The organism is Pseudomonas frederiksbergensis, from assembly GCF_003732665.1.
GTDB classification, from domain to species: Bacteria; Pseudomonadota; Gammaproteobacteria; order Pseudomonadales; family Pseudomonadaceae; genus Aquipseudomonas; species Aquipseudomonas frederiksbergensis_G.
Genome location: NZ_MOBP01000205.1, coordinates 1 through 690 on the forward strand (window position 1 = coordinate 1; position 690 = coordinate 690).

The window sequence follows — 690 nt, forward strand, 5'->3', positions numbered from 1 at the left end:
GAGTGATCGATTGTTGCCAGGCGCTCGAAAACGCCTGCCATGACCCGGCGCCTGCGGATGAGGTCGCTAAATGCATCCATGCCATGGACCTGGCGATGCTCGAACTGGAGCGCGCGCTGCAGCAACAGATTGGCCTGAACGCCAACAGCAAAATGGCGGCGCCTTAACTATGCTTGGCCGCTGCGCAGTGCGTTAACCACTATGGAGAGATCGTAATGCCCAGCCCACTGCGCGCGGATCAACGCCGGTTTCCCCTGCACGTCCATATCAGCGTCATGTTCACCTTCCTGTTGTTGCTGACCGGTGTGGTGCTGGGCATTTTCAATTACCAGCAGACCACGCAGATCATTCTGTCCAGCAGTGAAAAGCTGTTCAATCGCATCGAGCAGGATGTGCGCCTGGACCTGCAATCCACTTACGAGCCGATTCGTCACCTGCTCAGCCTGTTGGCCGACATGCCGGCCACCCAGGCCCCGGAACTTGAGCAGCGTCTGGCGTTGCTCAAGCCGTTCAGCCAATCGCTCAAGGACAACCCCAACCTGGCCTCGCTGTACCTGGGCTACGGCAATGGCGATTTCTTCATGGTCCGGCCGTTGCGCACCGACACCCTCAGGACGCTGCTCAAGGCGCCGGATGCGGCGGCCTATCAGGTGTGGAGCATCGAACGCCATGGCAGCGGCGATCAGGTCG

At 60.0% G+C, this 690-nt stretch carries 1 pseudogene; it reads left to right on the forward strand.

Annotation, left to right across the window (positions count from 1 at the left end):
• Nucleotides 1-215 precede the first annotated feature (215 nt).
• A pseudogene (locus BK665_RS33830) lies at nucleotides 216-690 on the forward strand (HD domain-containing phosphohydrolase); the annotation flags it as partial.